13 protein-coding genes and 1 tRNA gene are annotated in these 19812 nt (G+C 54.0%); 11 read left to right on the top strand and 3 right to left on the bottom strand.

The genetic code is table 11. The features are described from left to right. Positions 1-11: 11 nt before the first annotated feature. From SPV1_RS09705 to parC, 10 genes are all read left to right on the top strand, one after another. Positions 12-1874 carry an ATP-dependent DNA helicase gene (locus SPV1_RS09705; RefSeq protein ID WP_009851007.1) on the top strand — a complete coding sequence of 621 codons (1863 nt, stop codon included), beginning with the start codon at positions 12-14 and terminating at the stop codon, positions 1872-1874. A gap of 183 nt (positions 1875-2057) precedes the next feature. After that, a complete protein-coding gene (trhA, locus tag SPV1_RS09700) occupies positions 2058-2702 on the top strand; it encodes a PAQR family membrane homeostasis protein TrhA (RefSeq protein WP_026195326.1) in 645 nt (214 codons plus the stop codon). Between the two features lie 121 nt (positions 2703-2823). Next, positions 2824-3240: a DUF4405 domain-containing protein gene (locus SPV1_RS09695; protein ID WP_009851005.1), complete on the top strand. Its 417-nt coding sequence runs from the start codon at positions 2824-2826 to the stop codon at positions 3238-3240. Positions 3241-3330: 90 nt separating this feature from the next. Then, complete coding sequence (locus SPV1_RS09690) at positions 3331-4863, top strand: alanine/glycine:cation symporter family protein (RefSeq protein ID WP_009851004.1); 1533 nt, start codon at positions 3331-3333, stop codon at positions 4861-4863. A gap of 12 nt (positions 4864-4875) precedes the next feature. Beyond that, the gene (locus tag SPV1_RS09685) at positions 4876-6747 is read left to right on the top strand and encodes a hybrid sensor histidine kinase/response regulator (RefSeq protein ID WP_009851003.1); all 1872 of its coding nucleotides are present in this window, start codon (positions 4876-4878) and stop codon (positions 6745-6747) included. Positions 6748-6789: 42 nt separating this feature from the next. After that, the gene (thpR, locus tag SPV1_RS09680; RefSeq protein WP_231288368.1) at positions 6790-7377 is read left to right on the top strand and encodes an RNA 2',3'-cyclic phosphodiesterase; all 588 of its coding nucleotides are present in this window, start codon (positions 6790-6792) and stop codon (positions 7375-7377) included. Positions 7378-7386: 9 nt separating this feature from the next. Beyond that, on the top strand, positions 7387-8397 hold the full coding sequence (gene recA / locus SPV1_RS09675; RefSeq protein WP_009851001.1) for a recombinase RecA: 1011 nt from the start codon (positions 7387-7389) through the stop codon (positions 8395-8397). Beyond that, positions 8390-8866 carry a regulatory protein RecX gene (locus tag SPV1_RS09670; RefSeq protein ID WP_407942778.1) on the top strand — a complete coding sequence of 159 codons (477 nt, stop codon included), beginning with the start codon at positions 8390-8392 and terminating at the stop codon, positions 8864-8866. Before recA ends, SPV1_RS09670 begins: the two co-directional genes overlap by 8 nt. A gap of 48 nt (positions 8867-8914) precedes the next feature. Then, positions 8915-11530, top strand: coding sequence for an alanine--tRNA ligase (gene alaS / locus SPV1_RS09665; RefSeq protein ID WP_009850999.1), 2616 nt, complete (start codon positions 8915-8917; stop codon positions 11528-11530). 434 nt (positions 11531-11964) lie between these two features. Next, positions 11965-16221: a DNA topoisomerase IV subunit A gene (gene parC, locus SPV1_RS09660; RefSeq protein WP_040881804.1), complete on the top strand. Its 4257-nt coding sequence runs from the start codon at positions 11965-11967 to the stop codon at positions 16219-16221. A 183-nt stretch (positions 16222-16404) separates the two neighbouring features. Here the strand turns inward: parC and SPV1_RS09655 are convergent. From SPV1_RS09655 to mazG, 3 genes are all read right to left on the bottom strand, one after another. Next, positions 16405-16481: transfer RNA gene (locus tag SPV1_RS09655), tRNA-Glu, on the bottom strand. Positions 16482-16566: 85 nt separating this feature from the next. After that, positions 16567-17115 carry a CDP-diacylglycerol--glycerol-3-phosphate 3-phosphatidyltransferase gene (gene pgsA / locus SPV1_RS09650; RefSeq protein WP_009850996.1) on the bottom strand — a complete coding sequence of 183 codons (549 nt, stop codon included), beginning with the start codon at positions 17113-17115 and terminating at the stop codon, positions 16567-16569. Positions 17116-17322: 207 nt separating this feature from the next. Then, a complete protein-coding gene (gene mazG / locus SPV1_RS09645) occupies positions 17323-18135 on the bottom strand; it encodes a nucleoside triphosphate pyrophosphohydrolase (protein ID WP_040881803.1) in 813 nt (270 codons plus the stop codon). Positions 18136-18374: 239 nt separating this feature from the next. Between mazG and SPV1_RS09640 the strand changes: the two genes are divergently transcribed. Next, positions 18375-19775 carry an NAD(P)H-dependent flavin oxidoreductase gene (locus SPV1_RS09640; RefSeq protein ID WP_009850994.1) on the top strand — a complete coding sequence of 467 codons (1401 nt, stop codon included), beginning with the start codon at positions 18375-18377 and terminating at the stop codon, positions 19773-19775. Positions 19776-19812 lie beyond the last annotated feature (37 nt).

The following is a 19812-nucleotide window of genomic DNA, read 5'->3' as shown; positions in this document are numbered from 1 at the left end:
GGTGGTGATGCATGGGTGATCTGGGCCGGCGGGTAAGCCGCGATTTTGAGCGCGGCGGTCTGCTTGATGAGCAGTTGCCGGGCTATGGCCGGCGAGAGGAGCAGATCAAACTGGCCGGCGAAATTGCCGGCTGTATCGTAAGTGGCAGTCGTCTGTTGGCAGAGGCGGAAACAGGCACTGGTAAAACGCTGGCTTATCTGATCCCCGCGCTGCGCTCATCCGATAAGGTATTGATATCCACTCATACCCGCTCCCTGCAGGATCAGCTGGTGCATCGTGATCTGCCGGCCGTACAAAAGGCTCTGGGGGCCAAACGACGCGTGGCGCTGCTGAAAGGACGCTCCAACTACCTCTGTCCGCAGCGGCTGAAAACCCATATATCCAGTCCGCAGGTGGAGCTGTGGGCACAGAAAACCATGCTCAAGGTGCTGGACTGGTCGCGCAAGACGCAGGACGGAGATCTGGCTGCTCTGCCGTTTGATCCGTTTGCCAAAGGTATCGGTGCGATGATTACGGCCACGGCCGATCAGTGTGCCGGTTCCAAATGCGCCGAGTTTGAACACTGCCCGCTGATGAAGGCGAGGCAGAAGGCGCAGGGTGCGGACATTGTGGTGACCAATCACAGTCTGCTGCTGGCCGATGCGGCACTCAAATCCGGCGATTTCGGTGAAGTGTTGCCGGCCTTCGATGTCTATGTGCTCGATGAAGCCCATTCGCTACCGCAACTGGCCGGCCAGCATTTCGGCATACAGTTAACGCGTATGAACTTTATCCAGTGGCTGAATGATATGCAGGCTGAGCTCGAAGCGATGGGTGATGAGCCGGCACTGAAAAAAGATATCGTTGAACAGGGGCGGGTAGTGCTGGAGGCCTGGCTGGAGAGCGGTCTGGAAGCACTGGAAGAGGCCTGGGGTGATATGCTCAAGCTGTCAGATCTGCGCCGGGAGCGTAGTGAGCCGCTGACGCGGTTGGCCGAGCGGGCGGAACAACTGGCGGAAGAGATCGCCATGGTGAAAAAGCCCGGCGATGGTTTTGTCGGCTGGTCGGAAGGGGAGGGTGAGCTTACGCGCTATACCGTTGCGCCGGTAGAAACAGGCCCCGTTCTGGCCAAACATCTGTGGAGTCGTCAGGCGGCATTTATCTTACTTTCCGCGACGTTGCGTGTCTCCGGTTCATTTGATTATGCACGCAATCGTCTGGGGCTTGCCGATGCCGAGGAGTGCTTCCATCCGTCGCCGTTTGATTATGCACAGCAGGCGATGATTTACCTGCCGCGCCATATGCCGGATTCCCGCTCACCGGGTGCTGTAGCCACCATGACCGACGAGATCGAGACGCTGCTGCGTGCATCGCGCGGACGCGCATTTGTGCTGTTCACTGCCTGGTCGATGCTCAAGCAGGTCGCGCCGGAGCTGGCCCGCCGGCTGCCGTGGGACGTGCTGATTCAGGGTGAGTCCGGTAGTCGCGATGCCATTCTCGATGCCTTCCGGGCCGATACCCATTCAGTGTTGTGCGGCACGCGCAGTTTCTGGGAGGGCGTGGATGTGCCGGGCGAATCGCTGAGCATGGTGATCATCGATAAAATGCCGTTTGCACCACCCAATGATCCGTTGCTGCAGGCGCGTATCCGCCGCTGTGAAGAGCAGGGGGGCAGCGGTTTCCGTGATATCCAGCTGCCCGAAGCCATCGCCACCCTCAGACAGGGTGCCGGTCGCCTGATTCGCAGCGAAGATGATCGCGGCGTCATGGCACTGCTCGATTCACGCCTCTACCACAAAGCCTATGGTCGCGAAGCGGTACATAATCTCCCGCCGGCCCCCATCCGCGACGATCTCGCCGATGTCCGCTGGTTCTTCGAAGAAGCAAGCGAATAAAAGCCATGGTATGGCTTTTATTCGCGCGATAGTTCTCCAACAAGAACAGACCCTGAGCCGGAGTAATTCGTCAGCCCCGAATATCAATCAATCCATTGCCGAATATGCTGGATTGCGCCATTCTACGATAATCCGATGAGTTAATTATGGGAATTGGTATCAATGGGATCAGGCACGATTGATATGACAGGCTCCTCACGCGGGCAATCGCGAGGGGAAGAGCTCGCGAACAGTATCAGCCACGGGATGGCGCTGGTTGCCATGCTGGTCGGGGCGCCTTTTCTCATCATGCATGCGGTGCAGCAGGGAGGCACAGCTCAGGTAGTCGGCACCTGTGTCTTTTCCGCGACGGCCATATTTCTTTATCTCTCATCCACCGTGTACCACGCACTTGCACCGGGCAAGACCAAGGATCTCTTCAGGGTCATCGAGCACTCCGCGATATTCCTTCTCATTGCAGGCACTTACACTCCGTTCACTCTCGGGGTACTGAAGGGAGCCTGGGGCTGGACATTGTTCGCTCTCGTCTGGGGCCTTGCCTGTGCAGGAGTTGCGCTGAAGGTATTCGAAAAAAAGCCCCATCCCATTATCTCTACCAGCCTCTATCTGTTCATGGGCTGGATTATCGTTCTTGCGGTGAATCCGTTGCTTGCCAGGCTGCCAGCAGCGGGGCAGCTCTGGTTGGTTGCCGGAGGCTTGCTTTACACCATAGGCGTGGTGTTCTTTGCAACAGATGCGAAGCTGCGCTACGGGCACCTGACCTGGCATCTCTTTGTTATCGGTGGAACCACATGTCACTACTTTGCGATTCTCTGGTATGCGGCCTGATTGATATATTCGTTCTGTCTACGACGTACCACTATAGCTTGTGAGAACGGGGTGATGTTGGATAATGAGCATCACCTACGGTAACGTATGACTACAGGGGGAAATACATGATGCCAATCCTATGCAAAATCCGCATTTCCTTGTTGCTGAAATCATGAATCATTCAATGCTCATAAAGGTTGTCGATCTGCTTTCATTTACTGCATTAACACTGATGATCTCTACCGGCACGTTGCTCAAATTCACATTGCCACCAAGAAGTGGCGGGGATGAGGTATGGTATCTGACGCGGCATGACTGGGGTGATATACATTTTTATCTGTCAGTTACTTTCCTGATGCTGATGTCTGCGCATTTGATTACACATCTGAAATTCATTAAAAGTGTCGTGACAGGCAAAGCCTCGGCTGAAAAAAATTATAGAATAGCAATTGGCATATTAGGGCTCGTAGCACTGGTTTTCCTGGCATTCGCACCCGTTGCCTCTCCGGTAACGGATGTGCAACGGGGGCAACAGAATTACCACCAGATGCGCTAGTTGTCAGACAGGTAAACTCGAATGGGGGGCTCAGACGTAGCGAAAGTGCCTGTTTTCCGGCAGGATTAACGCTGGACGGGAGAACATTATATGAAACAATTATTCAGGCCTATCATCCTGTTATCGTTGCTGCTGCCGGCACAACTGGCGTTTGCACAGGCTGAATCGGCACCGGACGTTGATGCATTTTTCGGCTCCCTCAACGGATATCTGGGCAGCGTGCTGTTTTATGATGTTATGCCTGGCGAGGCTGAGGTACCGTTTATCGTTGCCTGGCTGGTGGTCGGCGCCGTCTATCTGACCTGCCGCTTCGGTTTTATCAATGTGCGCATGATGGGCCATGCCCTCCGGGTTATCCGCGGTAAATATCAGTCGCCAGAAGACAGAGGCGAGGTTAGTCCGTTTCAGGCACTCACTACGGCTTTATCGGCCACAGTTGGATTGGGCAATATCGCAGGTGTTGCGATTGCCGTCAGTATCGGCGGGCCCGGCGCAACTTTCTGGATGATCATCGCCGGTTTTTTCGGCATGACCTCCAAGTTTACCGAAGTGACACTGGCTCAGATGTATCGCGAGTTCCGCAGCGATGGCCGCATTATGGGTGGCGCCATGGAGTACCTGTCCAAGGGTTTTGCCGAAAAAGGTATGGCGGGAGTTGGGCGGATGCTGGCTATCCTCTTCGCCGTCCTCTGCGTCGGTGCATCCTTTGGCGGCGGTAATGCCTTTCAGGTGTCTCAGGCGCTGGGGGCCGTGCAGAATGAGCTGCCGTTTTTCACCACCTATCCTTGGGTGTTCGGTGTATTTATGGCCGGTGCTGTCGGCCTGGTCATTATCGGTGGTATTAAGCGTATCGCTCATGCAGCTGAAGCTGTGGTACCGACAATGGTCTTTATTTATCTCTCGGCCTGCCTGTGGATCATCATATCACATGCTACTGATATCCCGGCAGCAGTAATGAGCATTATCACAGGGGCATTTGCACCGACGGCCGTGGCCGGCGGTGTGGTGGGCGTTATTGTGCAGGGTTTTAAGCGCGCGGCATTTTCCAGCGAGGCGGGCATCGGTTCGGCTGCGATCGCCCATTCGGCCGCATCGGTGCGCTATCCGATCCGTCAGGGTTTTGTGGCCCTGTACGAGCCGTTTATCGATACCGTTATTATCTGTACGATGACAGCGCTGGTGATTGTACTGACCGGGGTTTACAACGCACCGGAGCATCATGCGCTGGTTGAAGCCAGCAAGGGTGCAGCGCTGACGGCTGTTGCTTTCGGTTCGGTCATTTCATGGTTTCCGATCATTCTCTCCGTCTCGGTCGTACTGTTTGCCTATTCGACAATGATCTCCTGGTCCTATTACGGCGAGCGTTGCTGGACCTATGTGTTCGGCGAACGATTTTCGATGGTATACCGCATTATATTTCTGATGTTTATCGTGCTCGCCTCACTGGTCAGTGCAGGCAATATTCTCGATTTTTCCGATCTGCTGTTGCTGGGTATGGCCTTTCCGAACTTTCTGGCGCTTTACCTGCTACAGGGGAAAGTGGCTGCTGCCCTGAAGGATTACCTTGCGCGCCTGCGCAGTGGTGAACTCGACCGCGAGGTCATCAATGGTGACGCGATTTAAGGTTCAGCTGGCATGACGAGCATGCGCAGGCTGCTTGTCGGTTACCGCCCGCTGGATGAACATCCACAGGCGGATCGGGACTCCATGATTCAGTTGATCGGCATATCTATTCCCATTGCCGCTATTTTCACAGTCGTCAATGCAATCGCCGGATTTGAGCAGCTGGCCATTATTCAGCTTACCGCAGTCATTATTCTGGCCATATATTGGTATCAGACCCGACGTGGTCAGATGTTGTCCTATATTCATGAAGTACTGATGCTGCTCTGTATCTCGGTGTTCGCCTCTCTTACATGGGCCGGTGGTATTGGCAGTGTCGGTATTTACTGGTCGCTCGGCTTCCCGTTTCTGGCTTTTCTCATCATGGGCGTACGCAGTGGCTGGATCTGGCTAGGCGCCTATGCACTTCTGATTGCTGTGTCTGTTGTGATGCATGCAATGGGGCTGATTCACTTGCCCTACAGCCGTGATACGTTGGTTCTTGCACCGGTTATGTATCTCTACTTCACACTGCTTGCCTGCGTGCTGCAGGTGCGTAATGAGAAGCAGTACGTGATGATGGAGCAATTGAACAGGCAGCTTAAGGAGAGTCAGCAGGAGTTATCTGAAGTCAATGCAAGGCTGGAAAATGACATACGGGAGCGTGTCAGCCAGTTGCAGGCGACCAATAGCCGCCTGAGTGAAGAGGTGGTGGAAAAAGAGAAAGCGCTGACCGCCATGCGCAATAGCGAGAAAAAATTCGAACACGCACAACGCATGGAGGCGGTCGGTACACTGGTTGGCGGCATTGCGCACGATTTCAATAATATGCTTTCCGGCATTACAGCCAATTTGTATCTGATGCAACGGGATGTCCACTCTGAGCAGGCTCAACAAAGACTCGCTAAAATCGGGGATCTGGTGGTGCATGCGGCAGATATGATCAAGCAACTGCTTACCTTTGCGCGCAGGGATTCCGTTGAATTATCACAGTTTGATCTGCGCAGCTTTCTCGGCGAAGCCTATAAGCTGGCGAGGGTATCGATCGAAGAGCATATCCACTGTGAGCAGCACATGGGTCACAAGGCGCTCTATATCAATGGCAATGCCACCCAGATTCAACAGATGCTGATGAACCTGATGAATAATGCCCGCGATGCAGTGACCACAGTATCCTCGCCGATGATTCGAGTGGCGCTGAGCGATTTTCAGGCGGATGCATCTTTTGTAAACACTCACCCGCAGGCTGAACTGCGTAGCTATGCACTACTGACGGTTGCTGATAACGGTGTGGGCATTCAGGCTGATATGCTGCCTCGTATTTTCGAACCCTTTTATACAACCAAGCAGGCGGGAAAAGGGACGGGGCTGGGACTTGCCATGATATATGGTGCCATGCGAACTCATCACGGCGTTATTGATGTTACCAGCCAACCGGGCAAAGGCACATCTTTTTCACTCTATTTTCCGCTAGCTCACGAAGAGGAGTCGGATGTTACCACTGCGATGCCGCCGGATCAGGTCGTACAGGGGCATGATGAGATGATTTTGCTGGTCGATGACGACCGGGCACTGCTGGAAGCTCACGAGGCACTGCTTACACAGCTGGGTTATCGGGTGATGACGGCTGTTAACGGTATTGAAGCGATCAGACTCTACCGCGAACATGGCGATGGCATTGCACTGGTGTTAATGGATGTGGTGATGCCTGTGCTTGGTGGCGTGGCAGCGGCAAAACGCATTATGGCTCTCAACAAAGAGGCCCGTATCATTTTTGTCAGCGGGTATGACCGGGATCATGATATAACCAGTGAACTGATGCCCGAACATCAGTTGATGCTGAATAAACCGCTGGATGTGATTGAACTGAGCCGAGCCATTGCCGCGGGGATTTCAGGTGAATGAGTGCATATATAGTGAGTGGGCCGACAGGAGCTCATGAGCCGCATGCGATTGTTTGCCGCCCTGGAAGTGCCCGAAGCCATTAAATATGAAATCAATGCGTGGTGGCAGCTGGCATACCCCCGGCTGGGTCCCGACTTGTGGCGGGCTGTGTTACCGCATCAATGGCATATGACACTGGCCTTCTATGGAGATGTCAGCGGCCGCGATGCAGATGATCTGGCCGAGATGCTTGCCGTTTGTGCAGATGCATCACCACGGCTGCACCTCTGTTTGACCGGCTGCGGCATCTTTCCGCAAGCCAGTCGACCCCGCACGTTCTGGGCAGGTGTAGAGTCGTTATCCGCCGACCCCGCATTAAAGCATCTTGCCCGTTGTTGCAGGCGGGCAGGACATGTTACGGTTCGCAATCGTACTGCCAGAGAAGCTCCATTTCGCGCCCATATCACACTGGCGCGGGCGAACGGTCATCTGCCTGCATTGCTTGATTTGCAGGCACTGCCGCCGGTTCCGGAGCTCAACTGGCAGGCTGATCACCTGTGCCTGTTCCAGTCCATTCTGCACGCGGATGGAGCGCAGTATCGTCAGTTGGAGAGATTTGAATGTCGGGGTGCGCAACGCATACCCGGGTAAGGGGATAAGATGTCAGATAAATCAAAGGCTTTGGACACAGCTTTAAGCCAGATTGAACGCCAGTTCGGCAAGGGTACGGTGATGCGTTTGGGCGATCACGCAAAAGTACCGGTATCGGTCGTTCCCAGCGGATCGCTGGCGCTGGATGCAGCACTCGGTGTTGGCGGCTATCCGCGCGGCCGTGTAATTGAGATCTATGGGCCGGAATCATCCGGTAAAACCACGATGGCGCTTCACGCTATCGCAGAAGCACAAAAACTGGGCGGGCAGGCTGCTTTTGTCGACGCCGAGCATGCGCTGGACCCGAGCTATGCAGAACGGCTGGGTGTGGATGTCGATAACCTGTTGGTATCTCAGCCCGATTCGGGTGAACAGGCGCTGGAAATTGTAGATATGCTGACCCGCTCCGGCGGAGTCGACATTATCGTGGTGGATTCCGTGGCGGCACTGACACCGAAAGCCGAGCTTGAAGGTGACATGGGTGATTCACACATGGGGCTGCAGGCGCGTCTGATGAGTCAGGCACTGCGCAAACTGACCGGTTCGATTGCCCGCTCCAATACGATCATTATCTTTATCAATCAGATCCGCATGAAAATCGGCGTGATGTTCGGCAATCCGGAAACGACAACCGGCGGCAATGCCCTGAAATTTTACGCCTCGGTTCGACTGGATGTCCGCCGTATCGGTGCGATCAAGAAGGGCGATGAAGTCATGGGCAACGACACCCGTGTTAAAGTGGTGAAAAACAAGGTAGCGCCGCCATTCAAACAGGCTCAGTTCTCTATCATGTATGGTGAGGGCGTATCTCATGCCGGTGAAGTGCTGGATATGGGCGTGCAGTACGGACTGGTGAACAAGAGCGGTGCCTGGTATGCCTGTGGCAACGAGCGTATCGGGCAGGGCAGGGACAATGCGATGACCTATCTCAAGGAGCATCCCGAAATGCTGGCCGAGATTGAAACCGGTGTGCGCGAAGCTCTGGGATTGATCAAGAACGGGGAAGACGCGACTGAATAAGGACGAGCTTGCGGCTTATCATGCCGCCATCCGCTTTTTGACACTGCGTGAACACTGTGCGGTCGAATTAAGAAGGAAACTGGCGGACAGAGCCTATGCAACCGGGGTGATTGAGGTTGTGCTGGCACGGCTGGTGGACGACGGTTATCTCAGTGAGTCGCGTTTTGCCGAATCGTTTTTGCGCAGCCGCTTGCGTAAGGGGGAAACACCCCGGGTGGCTGCGATGAAGGCGCGTCAGAAGGGCGTGGATGAAGCGGCGCTGCAACTGGCACTGGATGAGGCGGAAGCCTCCTTCGACAGTGATCAGGCGTGCAGGTCCATACTCAAGCGGCGTGATCCTCAGGGGCTGCGCCACGGAGATGAGCGATTATGGCAAAAGCATGCGCGGTTTTTGCAGAACAAGGGCTTTGATGCAGCTACGATAGTGCGCGTGATGAATGATGATAAGCATGATCAGTTTGATGACTGATGATAAAAAAGATGATTTTGATGATAACGGATCGGGATGAGGAAAAACATGAGAACATCGGAAATTCGTAAAAAGTTTCTCGATTATTTTGCCGCCGAGGGTCATACCATCGTGGACTCCAGTTCACTGGTGCCGCATGGCGATCCGACGCTGATGTTTACCAATGCAGGCATGGTGCAATTCAAGCATGTCTTTCTCGGTAACGAGTCCCGTCCATATCGCACGGCGACCACCAGTCAGAAGTGCGTGCGTGCAGGCGGCAAACATAATGATCTGGAAAATGTCGGTCACACGGCACGTCATCACACCTTTTTTGAGATGCTGGGCAACTTCTCGTTCGGTGACTACTTCAAGCACGATGCTATTCGTTATGCCTGGCAGTTTCTGACCGGCGAGCTGAAACTCGATCCCGCACGCCTGTTTATCACCGTATTTGAAGAAGATGATGAAGCTTATGATATCTGGACGAAAGAGGTGGGGATACCTGCCGATAGAATCGCCCGTATCGGTGCAAAGGATAACTTCTGGTCCATGGGTGATACCGGTCCCTGCGGTCCCTGCTCTGAAATTTTTTATGATCATGGTGCGGATGTATGGGGTGGCCCTCCGGGCACGGCGGAAGAGGATGGCGATCGCTATATCGAAATCTGGAACCTGGTCTTTATGCAGTATGATCGCGATGAAGACGGTACGCTGACCCCGCTGCCGCATCCGAGTGTCGACACAGGTATGGGGCTCGAGCGCGTGGCTGCTGTTATGCAGGGCGTGCATAATAATTATGATATCGACCTGTTTGCCAGACTGATTGATGCAGCCGGTGCATTAACCGGCGTCCGTATGGGCGATGATCCGGTTTCCGATGTGTCGTTGCGCGTACTGGCAGATCACCTGCGCTCTGTCTCCTTCCTGCTGGCTGACGGTGTGTTGCCGAGCAATGAGGGGCGTGGTTTTGTACTGCGCCGTATTCTGCGCCGCGCATGCCGTCACGGGCGACTGCTCGGCATGTATGAAGCCTTCATCTACAAGCTGGTCGATGCACTGGTGGCGGAGATGGGCGATCACTTTGCCGAACTCAAAGAGAGTCAGGGCAACATCGAGCAGGTGATTCGCATTGAGGAAGAGCGCTTTATCAAAACGCTGGATAAGGGGCTGAAGCTGGTTGAACAGGCTGCCGCCAGTGCAGGGAAGGGGGGGACTATCCCGGGTGAAACCCTGTTTGCCCTCTATGATACATTCGGCTTCCCGACCGATCTGACAGCCGATATCCTCAAGGGTACCGACATCAGTCTCGATATGGATGGCTTTGAGCGCTGCATGGAAGAGCAGCGCACGCGCGCACGCGCAGCGTGGGGCGGTAGCGGCGAATCAGCCCTGCCGAAGGCTCTGTTTGAGTTGCGTGAACATCATGGTCCAACCGAGTTTCTGGGTTACGACACACTGAGTTCAGAAGGGGTGATTACCGGTCTGATTCGTGACGGTGAGGCTGTCGATACGCTCCATGCGGGCGAAGAGGGTTGGCTGATTGCCAATCAGACACCGTTTTATGCCGAGTCCGGCGGTCAGGCGGGAGATACCGGACTAATTACTATCGGTGATGCGATTTTCGAGGTTAGCGATACCAGAAAAATGCTGTCGGATCTGTTTGTCCACACGGGCAAGGTCGTGAAGGGCTCATTCGAGGCCGGTAGCGTCGTTCACTTTGCCGTCGATGAAGATCGACGCGCTGCGATTCGTCGTAATCATACGGCAACGCATCTGATGCATGCGGTGCTGCGCAAGGTGCTCGGTGAGCATGTAAAACAGGCCGGTTCTCTTGTTAATGAACAGAGATTGCGCTTTGATTTCAATCACTTCAAGCCCGTATCTGAAGAAGAACGTAAGGTAATTGAGGCGGAAGTGAATGCTGCAATCTGGGCCAACGACCCGGTTGAGACAAAACTGATGTCACAGGATGAGGCCGTTGCTTCGGGTGCGATGGCGCTGTTCGGGGAAAAGTACGGCGATGAGGTACGTGTTGTTTCAGCCGGTTTCTCCACCGAGCTGTGTGGTGGCACACATGTCTCCGCAACCGGCGATATCGGCCCGTTCCGTATTGTCTCGGAAGCCGGTATCGCTGCAGGCGTTCGTCGTATTGAGGCCGTAACAGGGTCGGCTGCGTACCAGAGCCTGGTTGCCGATATTCATACACTCGAAGAGGCTGCAGGCCATCTGAAAGTCCGTCCGTTTGAAGCAGCCGATGCGGTTGTGACACTGCAGGGCAAGCTGAAAGATGCCGAAAAAGAACTCACTTCGCTGCGCGCCAAACAGTCCACCGGACTGCTGGATGACCTGATCAAGCAGGCTGTAGAGGTCAATGGCGTGAAGCTGCTGGCTGTCGAGGTCAGCGGCGTGAAGGATATGCGCGATTTTATGGATAAGGCCAAGGGAAAGCTGAAATCGGGTATATTGGTATTCGGTATGAAGAATGGACCGAAAGTACAGTTGATCGCCGGTGTTACCCAGGATCTGCTGGGCAGTTATCATGCCGGTAATATTGTGCGCGAGGTGGCTATGATCTGTGGCGGTAAGGGCGGCGGTAAGCCGGATATGGCGATGGCCGGTGGAACAGAGCCGGACAAACTGAAGCAGGCACTGGCCGGTGTTGCCGCTCTGATTAGCGGCTAACAGGTATCATCGGGAAAATTAAAAGAGCCTCCGCAGTAATGCGGGGGCTTTTTTATTCATTGTGAACTCGCGGGACGGATTCATGCCTTGAATAGGGGAGGGACCTGTCTTGCAAGCGAATACATTCGCTTGTTCTTTCCTGGCGCCCCGAAACCAGCCGCCCTGACGGGTTCCCAATCCAACAAGTTCAAAAGCGGTTGCGGCTCTACCGCTTTCTTCACTGTTGAACTTGCCGGATTGGCAGCCTGCTAACGGGGGGGATGATATCAAATTGGATAAATTTTCTTTGTAATATCGGGCACTTTTGTTGTACATTAGTGCAGCCGTAGCGATGCATTGTTTTAAGCGCCCGCTCTTTCTTTGAAATGCATGCATTTTGTTCGATCTGCCGGCAGATGACAAAAGCAGAAAACTACAAAAAAGGAACTCTATCTATGAGTGCAGACTACGATATTGACTCGATCAAGGACCTGGACGGTATCGCCCATATCCAGTTGCGTCCCAATATGTATTCCGACACAAGCAAGGAGCTTGGCTGCCATCATATAGCACAGGAGGTGCTCGATAACTGTGGCGATGAGGCCATAGGTGGTTTCTGCAGCCGGATTGTTGTGGAGCTCGAGTCTGATAATGTCATCAGCATTACCGATAACGGGCGGGGCATTCCGGTCAAGGAGAATGCAGCCGGGATGTCCGGGGTTGAGCTGGTTCTGAGCAAGGACAAGGCAGGCGGCAAGTTTGATCACGATGCCTACAAGGTCTCCGGCGGCCTGCACGGTGTTGGCATCACGGTGACCAATGCACTCTCATCATGGTTGGAGGCGACGGTCAAACGCGATGGCGGCGAGTTTACCATGCGCTTTGAGAATGGGCGCGCCGTTGACAAGCTTAAGCAGGTCGGCACGGTCGGTCCGCGCACGCACGGCACACAGATTCGCTTCTCTCCCAACCCCAAATATTACGAATCACCCAAATTCCGTGTACAGCAGGTCCGCCAGCAGGCGATGGATAAAGCCATTCTTATTCCGGGGCTGGAGGTGATCTTCAAGGCGCCGGGGCTTGCAGATGAGCGCTTCTGCTTCAAAAACGGACTCTCCGAGTTTATGACGAGTCAGATGGAGGGTACCCCGGTCTTCGAGTTCACCGGCCAGCTCGGCGATATGGAAAAGGTGCACTGGCACTTTGCCTCCTTTGAAGAAGCGATCCCTGTTTACGTCAGATCATACGCCAACACGATCCCGACGCCGCTGGGCGGCACACATGAAAAGGGTTTCCAGGCAGGGTTGATCAAGGCCGTTCGCGAATACATCGATATGCGGCCGGAGTTGAAAAAAGCACTCGGCAGATCGACTCGCATAGCGCCGTCCGATGTAATGGCAAATTCGCAGCTGGGTCTTTCGGTCTATATTCAGGATATCTCGTTCAAGGGGCAGACCAAGCAGGAGCTTACATCGGCAGAGGCGAGCAAGTTTGTCGGCGGCGTTATCCATGATTCGGCCACGCTCTGGCTGAATCGGGATGCGGAGCTCTCCGATGCCTGGGTGAAACTTATTATCGACAGGGCCGCCGCCCGCGCTGCAGCCGAAAACGGCAAGGCAAAAAAGGTAGACCGCAAAACCTTTACCGGCCGCACGCCGCTGCCCGGGAAGCTGCTCGATTGTCGCAGCAACGATATTGAGCATACGGAACTCTATCTGGTGGAGGGTGATTCTGCCGGTGGCTCTGCCAAACAGGCCAATGACCGCGATCTGCAGGCGATCTTCCCGCTAAAGGGTAAAATCCTCAACTGCGAGGGCGTCACATCAGAGGATGCCAGCAACAGTGAAGCGGTCGCAGATCTGATTACCGCTATCGGCACCGGCATCGGTGAGCACTGCGATATCGAAAAGCGCCGATACGGGAAAATCGTCGTGATGACCGATGCGGATATCGACGGTTCGCATATCCAGACGCTGCTCTTCACCTTCTTCTGGCGACAGATGCGGCCGATGGTGGAGGCCGGGCGCGTCTATATCGTGCAACCGCCACTCTATGGTGTAACGATCGGTAAACAGAAACACTATGCACAGAGCGAGGATGAACTCGACGGCCTGAAGGCCATGGCTCTGGCCGAGGGCAAGAAGATCGAATATATCCGCTATAAAGGTCTGGGCGAAATGAATCCGCCGGAGCTGAAAGAGACCTGTATGGATTACGAAAACCGGGTACTGGTTCAGGTCAGTCCGGAAGATGCCCGGCGCATGGATGCGCTGATGACCAAGCTGATGGGCGATGATGCCGGCCAGCGCAGGGATCTGCTGATGGGCAAGGAGATTGAGGACGCGGAATTCGTCACCGATCCGTTTGATGTGACAGACGATGCCGAGGATGCAGTGGCCTGCTTCAAGCCCTACGATTCGGGGAATAACACCATTGCCCCGTTTGAAACGGTATTCCGCGAGCTATACCGCAGTTATGGCCTGAAGGTCGTCGGCGATCGGGCGATTCCCGATGTGCGGGACGGCATGAAACCGGTGCACAGGCGGATTCTCTATGCGATGGAGATGCTCAAGCTCCGCTCGAATACCAAAACCAAGAAATCCGCGCGTGTGGTCGGTGACGTGATCGGTAAATATCATCCGCACGGCGATTCTGCCGTTTATGGCGCTATGGTGCGTATGGCCCAGCCCTGGGTGATGCGCTATCCGCTGATTGACGGGCAGGGTAACTTCGGCTCGATTGACGGTGATTCAGCAGCAGCCATGCGTTATACCGAAGCGCGTATGACGCCCATTGCCGAAGCCATACTCTCCGGTGATCTGAAAGACGGCATTACCATGTATCAGCCGAACTACGATGATCAGGACAAGGAGCCGATGGTGCTTCCCGCACCGTTTCCGCTGGTGATGATGAACTCGTCCACCGGCAACCCGGCGGTCGGTTTTAAAACAGAGATCCCGTCCCACAATCTGACGGAGCTGCTCGGCGCCTGTATTGCGCTGGCGAAAAAGCGGGGCAGAACAGGAGCAATGGAGTCGCCCACGGACTTCCGCGACGTACGCAAGCATATCACCGCACCTGATTTTCCCGGCGGCGGTATCATTGCCAATACGCATGAAGAGCTCGAAGCGATGTATGCCAAGGGTTACGGCAAAATGCTGCTACGCTCCAAATGGCATGTTGAGACCCTGCCGAAGGGATTGTGGCAGATTGTAGTAACCGAGATCCCTTACGGTATTGAGAAATCGCCGCTGCTGATTGAGATGGGGGCTCGTATTTCGGATAAAACCATCGCCGAATCACGTCAGTTGCCGATGATTGATGATCTGCGCGATGAATCCAGCGCGGAAGATGGCATCCGTATCGTCCTGTTTCCCAAATCGAGAAACCTCGACCCGGAACAGATCATGCTGCATCTCTTCTCGGCCACCAATCTGCAGGTCACGATCCAGTATGCCACCTATGCGCTGGAGAAGTGGCATGATACGCCCAATGGCGAGCGCTACCGCTTACCGAGCCTGTTTCCGCTCGACAAAATGATCCGCTCATTCCTCGACTACAGACAGGAGCTGGTGATGAGCCGGGCAAAGGTCCGCCTGGCCGAAATCACAGCCCGACTGCATATACTCGACGGCTTGCTGCTGGCATATCCGAATATTCGGGAAATTGTCGAGATCATTCTGGATAACGATGAACCGCGTCCGATCATCATGGAGAAATATTCACTCACTGAAATCCAGACCGATGCCATTCTTGCCATTCGCCTCTCCCAGCTGCGCAAGCTGGAGCAGATGAAGCTACAGGGAGAGCACGACCGCCTGAGTGAAGAAGCGGCCGGGCTGCATCAGGTGCTCGATGACGATGCGCATCGCTGGAAACATATTACCGGCGAGTTAAGGGATGCACTGAAGAAATTCGGCGATGAGCGCAGGACGATTGTTGATCCGGATGCGCCAAAATCCAGGCCGATGAGTCGCGAGCAGATCGTATCGCGCGAGCCGGTGACCGCCATCCTCTCCAAACAGGGCTGGCTCAAGGGTATGCGCGGCTCAAGCATTGATGTGTCATCCGTCAGGTTCAGGGAGAGCGACAAATTGCTCGACTCGGCCGCCGGCCACACCACCGATCAGCTGATTCTGATCGGCAGGACAGGGCGTGCATTCAGCATGCTTGCCGCAGATCTGCCGAGCGGTCGCGGTAATGGAGAGCCTGTATCCAAACACTTCGTATTCAGCATCAATGAAGCACCGACCCGCATGGTCATGGTTAAACCGGATGCCGAATACCTCGTGGCAACCACCGCCGGCCATGCATTCCGTGCCATGGGCAGTGATATGGTATCAGCCAACAAGAAAGGAAAGGCATTCATCAACTTCCCGGCAAGCTCCAGGCTGCTCTGTATCAGGGAGATTGAAGCCGCCCATGACGCATTTGCATTCATCGACTCCTATGGACGTATGGCCGTTATCCTGAAAGATGAGTTTCCTCTGCTGGGCAAAGGCAAAGGTTTAACTGCAGTGGCAATGAAGAAAGGTTCCAAAGGGCTGCGCGATGCAGCGCCGATTACGCTGAAAGAGGGGATCAGGGTAGGGACGAAGAAACGGGCGACAACGATTACGACAGAGGAGATTGAAGCTGAATATCTGGTTCCCCGGGCCAAGGCGCCAAAGTCACTGCCGATGGCTGCCGTAAACGGGATGGTGGTTTTCTAAAGGGCAACAGAAGATGATTAAGTGCAAGGTTCAAACAGATCAACAACAAGAGCAATAAAGAAGTAGGGGGGCAGTAAGGTGGCTCCGATATCAGGCTGGCGCGCGTTTTTTACTTATCGCCTCTTTGACAAATAAAAAAAGGAGCTGCATTTTATACAACCCCTTGATTTTATTGGCTAAATTTGGCGTCCCCAACCGGATTCGAACCGGTGTTGCCGCCGTGAAAGGGCGGTGTCCTAGGCCGACTAGACGATGGGGACCTGTTGGACGCCGCGAAGATTAACGAACGACCCGGCTGCGTCAATCAAAAGATTTACCGTAATCAGAGTTACGGTATTTCAGGGTTCATTCAGACTGAATCAGTTCAGGCCAGGCATCGCGCATATATTCATAACCAGACCATAAGGTCAGTGCAGCAGCGATCCACAATAGTATCAGGCCAACTTCATGCATGGAGATGCCGGCGATCCTGATGTGCAGAAGCAGGGCAACAATGGCAATCATCTGAATGGCAGTTTTCCATTTTGCGATTTGCGATACATGTACAACAGTGGATCGTTGCGCCAGCCATTCACGCAAAGCGCCAATAGCGATCTCCCTGCCGATAATAATGACCGCAAGTACCGCCGGCGCCTGACCACTGGATGCAAGCAATACCAGTGCGGTTGCAACCAATAATTTATCCGCCACCGGGTCAAGAAATCGACCAAATGGCGTCACTTCGCCGCGCGATCGTGCCAGATAACCATCCAGCCAGTCGGTTATAGCTGCAAAGGTGAACAGTATGGCCGATAGCCAGTAACCGGTGGTTCCAGGTAGATAAAAAACGAGCAGAAAAACCGGTATGATAACCACCCGGCCTGTTGTTAACTGATTGGAGATGGTCCATTTCATAATGCGCTGAGTATCACAGAAAGTGGTTGTCTGGTAAAAGCTTAATACGCTTTTGCCTCAGTAAGAGGTATAAACCGACCGGTCGGGAGATCTGATGTGGTCGGCTGGATAATCGCCACGCCACAAGCTTAATCACAGCCGATATTTTTCTGCAGGACGTTGCACAACACCGGTTCGAACCCGGTTGGGACGCCAAATTTAGCCATTTTATGCCCCGGAATTATCAGCTTGTTTGGCTTTCACTGCCTGATACAAACGCTCAAGGCTATCGAGATCCATTTGATTCATCGGGACAGAAAGGGCGACTGCCTCGGTTTCCATGCCGCGAAATCGTCTGGCAAACTTGCGATTGGTTCGCATCAGGCACAGCTCTGCATCCAGATCGAGCTTTCGTGCGAGATTGGCCAGCGTAAACAGAACATCGCCGAATTCGTCCTCAAGTCGTTCTATATCGGCATGAGAGTTGATTTCATGCTCCAATTCATCCATCTCCTCACGCATTTTGGTCATCACATCGGCAGCCTGTTGCCAGTCGAAACCGACACGTGCCGCACGCTGTTGCTGTTTCTGGGCATATTTCAGAGCAGGCAGCGGTGGAATGCCATCCATCAGACTGGTTCGGTCATGCTGTTCGGCATCTTTGAGTTGATCCCATTGCCGGTTGATATCCGTACTTATCTGCGCTGTCTGATCAAAGACGTGAGGGTGCCGGTAAATCATTTTGTTAATCAACGCGTCGATAACATCGCCAAAGTTAAATGCATCAGCTTCTTCAGCGATCTGTGCGTAGAAGACAACCTGGAGCAAGAGGTCACCAAGTTCATCCTTGAGCGGCAACCAGTCATTGCTCTGATCGGCTGCATCGATTGCTTCAATGACCTCATGTACTTCTTCCAATGTATATCGACGCAGTGAGAGCAGGGTTTGTTCGCGGTCCCATGGACATTCTGCGCGCAGAATGCTCATTAGCGTACATAACTTATCGTAATGGTTATCTTTATTGGTGATTCTCTCAGGCATTCCTTCTCCTGTAACTTTACATAATATCCATTATGCGACGTTATATAATGCGGATATTCAGAACAGATCCCGAGGCGGATATATCCCCCCTCGCAAGCGGCAAATGACAAACTGGCGGCATCATGCTCGAAAATCAATATCAGTGGTGATAGTGTCGCCACTGGTGGATCACAGTGACTGGTGTGTAATTACGGCGTCGCCCCTAAAGGGCGGCACGACCGACAGGAAAGGACTTCGACATGGCATTTGAGCTTCAACCGATCATGATTTCAGGCAAAGAGGTTCTTCCTCTCATTGAGGGTGGCAAGGGTGTAGCTGTATCCACCGGCGAGAGCTCCGGTGCCTGGGCTGCTGCCGGAGGCGTCGGTACATTCTCAGCCGTTAATGCTGATAGTGTTGACGAAAATGGCCAGATCATCCGCACCGTTTATCACGGTAAAAGTCGTATCCAACGTTTTGATGAGCTGGTGAATCAGGCGATCGCCGGCGGTATTACCCAGGCGCGTATTGCCCATGAAGTCTCCGGTGGTGAAGGCCGCCTGCACATGAATGTACTGTGGGAAATGGGTGGCGCTGAACGGGTGCTCGAAGGCGTCATGGAGGGTGCCAAAGGTCTGATTCACGGCATCACCTGTGGTGCAGGCATGCCCTTCCGTCTGGCTACGCTGGCGGCCAAGCACCAGGTCCATTATTACCCGATTATCTCTTCTGCGCGCGCATTTCGCGCGCTGTGGTTACGCTCGTATCGAAAGTTGCCGGATCTGCTGGGCGGTGTTGTTTACGAGGATCCGTGGCTTGCGGGCGGCCATAACGGCCTGTCCAATTCGGAGAGCCCTGATAAACCGGAAGATCCATATCCGCGTGTTGTCGCCCTGCGCAAAACCATGAATGAGTTCGGCCTGCAGAACACACCGATTGTTATGGCCGGCGGTGTATGGTTTCTGCGCGAGTGGGCAAACTGGCTGAACAACCCTGAAGTTGGTCCTGTCACATTCCAGTATGGCACACGTCCGCTGTTAACGCAGGAGAGCCCTATTTCCGACGCATGGAAACAGCGCCTGCTCAAACTGCGCGAGGGTGATATCAAACTGAATCGCTTCTCCCCTACCGGTTTTTACTCCTCAGCAGTGTATAACTCATTCCTGCATGAGCTGTATGAGCGCTCCGATCGTGAAGTAGCATTTGTTGATCATCCTGCCGGCGACCACGTGGCCGAATTCACCTTCGGCGTCCGTCACAAACAGGTTTACCTGACCCAGCACGATTTGAAGCTGGTCCAGGGTTATATTGAAGATGGTTTCACCAAAGCGCTGCCAACACCGGATTCAACGCTGATCTTTGTTTCGCCTGATAAGGCGCGTGAAATCAGACAGGATCAGCTGGAGTGCATGGGCTGTCTGTCCCAGTGTAAATTCAGCAACTGGGCAGCCAATGAACAGGGTACGACCGGACATAAGGCCGACCCGCGCAGTTTCTGCATCCAGAAAACATTGCAGGAGATCGCTCATGGTGCCAATCCGGACGGACAGCTGATGTTCGCCGGCCATGCAGCTTACCGTTTTGCTGAAGACCCGTTCTATGCCAATGGCTTTATTCCAACGGTAAAACAGCTGGTTGAGCGCATATCAACTGGTGACTGACCACAACCCTTCATCTCCGCCCTCTTCGCCGCCGCTG

Source organism: Mariprofundus ferrooxydans PV-1 (assembly GCF_000153765.1).
GTDB lineage: Bacteria > Pseudomonadota > Zetaproteobacteria > Mariprofundales > Mariprofundaceae > Mariprofundus > Mariprofundus ferrooxydans.
Note: the sequence above shows the minus strand (reverse complement) of the source record. Positions and strands in the feature narration are given on the sequence as shown.